Below are 5,116 nucleotides of genomic sequence, written 5' to 3'. Positions count from 1 at the left end.
CATCCGCGAACACCGGGAACGCCGCATACAGCTCACGGCCCATACCCACCCGCTGCGAGCCCTGGCCCGTGAACAGCACACCCAAGCGCCCCGGAACCACGGCCTGCGCACGCACCGACGCCAGGCCCTCCCGCGCCTCGTCCACCGAACCCGCGACCACCACCGCACGGTGATCGAAACGCGCACGCGCCGTCACCAGCGAGTAGGCCGTGTCCGTGAGGCTCACGTCCGGGTGCCGTTCTAGATGGTCGGCCAGGCGCCGGGCCTGCGCGTTCACCGCATCGGCCGTCCTGCCCGAGAGAACGAGGGGGACCGCCCCGCGCGTCGTGGTCGGCTCGGGAAGGTCGTTCTCGACGGCTTCCAGGATGACGTGCGCATTGGTGCCGCTGATGCCGAACGCCGACACACCCGCACGCCGAGGACGATCCACCTCAGGCCACGCCCGCGACTCCGTCAGCAACTCCACCGCACCCGCCGACCAGTCCACCTTCGGCGACGGCGCGTCCACGTGCAGAGTCTTCGGCAGCACACCGTGCCGCATCGCCTGCACCATCTTGATCACACCCGCCACACCCGCGGTCGCCTGGGTGTGACCGAGGTTGGACTTCACCGAGCCGAGCCACAACGGCCGGTCTGCCGGGCGCCCTTGGCCGTACGTCGCGATCAGGGCCTGCGCCTCGATCGGATCACCCAGCGACGTACCCGTACCGTGCGCCTCCACCGCGTCGACGTCCGCGGCGAGCAGCCCGGAGTTGGTCAGTGCCTGGCGGATGACGCGTCGCTGCGAGGGACCATTGGGCGCGGTGAGACCATTGGACGCGCCGTCCTGGTTGACCGCGCTGCCGCGCACCAGGGCCAGTACGTCGTGGCCGTTGCGGCGGGCGTCCGACAGGCGCTCCAGCAGGACCAGGCCCACACCCTCCGCCCACGACGTACCGTCCGCACCTTCGGCGAACGCCTTGCAGCGGGCGTCCGCCGCCAGCCCTCGCTGCCGGGAGAAGGCCACGAAGGCGCCCGGCGTGGCCATCACGGACACGCCGCCGGCGAGCGCGAGTGAGCACTCTCCACTGCGCAGGGCCTGGGCGGCAAGGTGGATGGCGACCAGCGCCGAAGAACAGGCGGTGTCGATGGAGACGGCGGGGCCTTCGAAGCCGAAGGTGTACGAGACACGGCCGGAGGTGACCGCGCCGGCGCTGCCGGTCAGGGCGTAGCCCTCGGTGCTGGACTCCCCGCCCTCAAGGCTCGGGATGTAGTCCTGGGGCTTGGTACCGGCGAACACACCCACATTGCGGCCACGCAGCGAAGTCGGGTCGATGCCCGCACGCTCGAAGACCTCCCAGGAGGTCTCCAGCAACAGCCGCTGCTGCGGGTCCATCGCCACGGCCTCGCGCGGACTGATGCCGAAGAAGGCGGCGTCGAAATCGGCGGCGTCGGTGACGAAACCGCCCTCCCTGACATACGACTTGCCGGGGCGCTCGGGGTCGGGGTCGAACAGCCCGTTCACGTCCCAGCCGCGGTCGGTCGGGAACGGCGAGATGGCGTCGCGTCCCCCGGCGACCAGCTCCCACAGCTCCTCCGGCGAGGAGACGCCTCCCGGGAGACGGCAGCCCATGGCGACGATCGCGATCGGGTCCGTCTTCTCGGATTCGACCTCGCGCAGCCGCTTGCGCGCCTGGCTGAGATCGGCGAGGGCTCGCTTGAGGTAGTCGCGCAGCTTGTCGTCGTTCGTGCTCATGGAAAGTCCTTCTGCTCAACAGGTGTGGGGGCGGGCGGCGCTGCTGTCAGGAAGAACCGAGCTCGTTCTCCGCGAAGCTGAAGAGTTCGTCGTCGGAGGCGGATTCCAGGTCGAAGTGCGCCTCGTCCTCCGCAGGGGCACCGGACGACGCGTACCGGGACGCCAGGGTCTGCAAGCGCTTGGCCGTCTGTGCCATGACATCGTCGTCCAGCGACGTACTGCTCAACGCCGCTTCCAGCCTGTCCAGTTCGGCGAGTACAGACATCGGCGAGACGCCGAGTTGTTCCAGAAGGGCGTCGGCGAGGGCGGCCGGCGTCGGGTGGTCGAACACCGCCGAGGCGGGGAGCTGGAGACCCGTGGCCGCCGCGAGCCGGTTGCGCAGTTCCACGGCTGTGAGCGAGTCGAAACCGAGGTCCTTGAAGGCACGGTCCGGCGCGACCGCGTTTCGCTGGCGTCCGCCCAGAACGGCCACGGCATCGGCCGTGACCAGATCCACCAGGGCGCGCTGCCGCTCGGGCTCAGCCATCGTCGCCAACTGGTCGATCAGGGACTCTCCGGCCGCGCCGCCGGCGCCGTCGGCGGCACCGGTGCGGGCGATCCGGCGCGGCTGGCGTACCAACCCCCGCAGCATCGACGGCAACTGATCGTTGCCTGCCTGCTCGGTGAGTGTGGGAAGGTCGAACTTGACCGGTGCCAGGACGGGTTCGTCGGCGCCGAGGCCGGCATCGAAGAGTGCCATGCCTTCCTCCGCGGACAGCGGCCGGATACCACTGCGCCGCATCCGCGCCCGATCCGACTCCCCCAGCGAGCCCGTCATCGCACTCGACTCGCCCCACAACCCCCACGCCAACGACACCGCCGGCAGACCCTGCGCACGACGCCAGCCCGCGAAAGCGTCCAGGAACGCGTTCGCCGCCGCGTAGTTCCCCTGCCCCGCACCACCCAGCACACCCGACGCCGACGAATACAACACGAACGCATCCAGATCCAGAGCCCGCGTCGCCTCATGCAACGCCAACACCGCATCCACCTTCGGCCGGAACACCCCCGCCAACCGCTCCGCAGTCAGACCCGAGAACACCCCGTCATCCAGCACACCCGCGGTATGCACCACCCCCACCAGCGGAGCATCCACAGGCACCCGCGCCAACACCCCCGCCAACGCCTCACGATCCGCCACATCACACGCCACGGCGGTGACGGTCGCTCCGGCCGCCTCGAGTTCCGCCGTCAGCTCCTGTGCGCCGGGGGCCTCCGGACCGCGGCGGCTGGTCAGCAGCAGGTGGCGCACACCATGTGCCGCGACAAGATGCCGGGCCACCAGGCCACCCAGTGTTCCGGTACCGCCGGTGACCAGAACCGTCCCACCAGCACGGAACACCGACCGCCCCGCAGAACGCTCCACCCCGGCACGCACCAGCCTCGGCACGAACATCCCGCCCGAACGCACCGCCACCTGCGACTCACCACAACCAGCCACACCCGCCGGCACCACACCCCCCACACCCACGTCCAGCAAAACCACCCGGCCAGGACTCTCCGCCTGCGCCGAACGCACCAGACCCCACACCGCAGCCGCCACCGGATCCACCACACCGGCATCGCCACCGACCGCCACCGCACCCCGCGACACCACCACCAGCCGGCCCCCACCCGGCGACGCAAGGAACGACTGCACACCAGCCAGAACACCAGCCGAAACCTCGCGCACAGCCTCAGCGTCCACAGAACTCGACACAGAGCCCGACCGGGGAACCTCCAGGATTTCCACCCCGACACCGTCCGTGCCCTCCGACACCGGCACCGGCACAGACGTCCACTCCACCCGGAACAGCGACTCGCCACCACCCGCCCCGGACACCCTCAACTGCTCCTCGGCGACCGCCCGCAGCACCAGCGACTCCACCGACGCCACCGGAACACCCTCACCATCGGCGAGTTCGAGCGTTACGGATTCGGGTCCGGTGGGCCTCATGCGTACCCGCAGGGCGGTGGCACCGGAGGCATGCAGTGTCACGCCGTTCCACGCGAACGGCAGGATGAGCCTGCCCTCCTCGGCTTTGCGCTCCGTGAAGGCCCCACAGTGCAGGACCGCGTCGAGAAGCGCGGGATGCACACCGAAACCGGCCACCGCCTCGGTGTCCTCCGCCGGGAGCGCGACCTCGGCGTAGATGTCCTCGCCCAGGGTCCACAACGAGCTGAGCCCCTGGAACAGCGGCCCGTACCCATAACCGGCGGCCGCCTGGTCCGCGTAGAAGCCGGTCAGGTCGACAGACTGCGCACCCTCCGGGGGCCACACCCCGAAGACGGCGTCCGGAACCGACGCGACCTCATCGAGCTGACCTGCGGCGTGACGCACCCACGGCGTGCCGGGCTCAGCGTCGTCCGGCCGCGAATACACCGCCACCGGTCGTACACCGTCCGTGTCCTCACCGACAGACACCTGGATACGCACCGCGCCCCTGTCAGGGATCACCAGCGGAGCCTCGATAGCGAGCTCCCGCAGAGAACGCGCACCGACCTCGTCCCCCGCACGAATCGCCAACTCCACCAGAGCAGCACTCGGCAGCGTCACCACGCCCGACACGGTGTGATCCGCCAGCCACGGGTGCGCTGCCAGGGAGAGCCGGCCGGTGCACACCACGCCACCGGTGTCGGGCACACCCACGACGATGTCGAGCAGCGGATGCCCGGCAGCCAGCGCGGGATCCCCGCCCGACGACGTCGGAGTCAGCCAGTAACGCTGGTGCTGGAAGGCATACGTCGGCAGAGCCACACGGTGCGCCCCGGTGCCGGAGAACACCTTCTCCCAGTCGACGTCGACGCCCCGGGTGTGGAGCCGGCCCAGGGTCGTCATCAGGGCCCGGTCCTCGGGCACGTCCCGCCGCAGGGAGGGTACACAGTCCTGCTCGACCATTCCGGACAGGACACCGTCGGGGCCCAACTCCAGGAACGTGGACACCTTCTCCGCCCGCATGGCCTGCACACCATCGTGGAAGCGGACCGTGCCCCGCACGTGCTCCACCCAGTACTCCGGCGAGCACAGCCGCTCCGGATCCGCCAGCTCACCAGTCAGGTTCGACACCACCGGAAGGGACGGCTCGTGATACGTCAGCCCGGCCGCGACCTGACGGAACTCCTCCAGCATCGGATCCATCAACGGCGAGTGGAACGCGTGCGAGACCCGCAGGCGCTTCACCCGACGCCCCTCGAAGCGGGCCACAACGGCCTCGACCTCATCCTGGACGCCGGACAGCACCAGCGAGGCGGCCCCGTTCACCGCGGCGACGCTCACGCCCGCGGTCAGCAACGGCGCGACCTCCTCCTCCGCCGCCTCCACCGCAACCATCACACCCCCGGCGGGCAACGCCTGCATCAGCC

2 protein-coding genes are annotated in these 5,116 nt (G+C 70.2%); both read right to left on the bottom strand.

The window, feature by feature from the left end:
• Positions 1-1,714 (bottom strand): type I polyketide synthase (locus IEZ20_RS39275; RefSeq protein WP_373304057.1); only part of this gene is annotated, 1,714 nt, incomplete at its 3' end.
• Positions 1,715-1,781: 67 nt separating this feature from the next.
• Complete coding sequence (locus tag IEZ20_RS39270) at positions 1,782-5,111, bottom strand: type I polyketide synthase (RefSeq protein WP_268253101.1); 3,330 nt, start codon at positions 5,109-5,111, stop codon at positions 1,782-1,784.
• Positions 5,112-5,116 lie beyond the last annotated feature (5 nt).

It is taken from the genome of Streptomyces cinerochromogenes, from assembly GCF_014648635.1.
GTDB lineage: Bacteria > Actinomycetota > Actinomycetes > Streptomycetales > Streptomycetaceae > Streptomyces > Streptomyces cinerochromogenes.
Note: the sequence above shows the minus strand (reverse complement) of the source record. Positions and strands in the feature narration are given on the sequence as shown.

What these genes read in the sequence shown, in the direction of transcription:
- IEZ20_RS39270 (WP_268253101.1), bottom strand. Translation starts at nt 5,111, where the DNA reads ATGCAGGCGTTGCCCGCCGGGGGTGTGATGGTTGCGGTGGAGGCGGCG.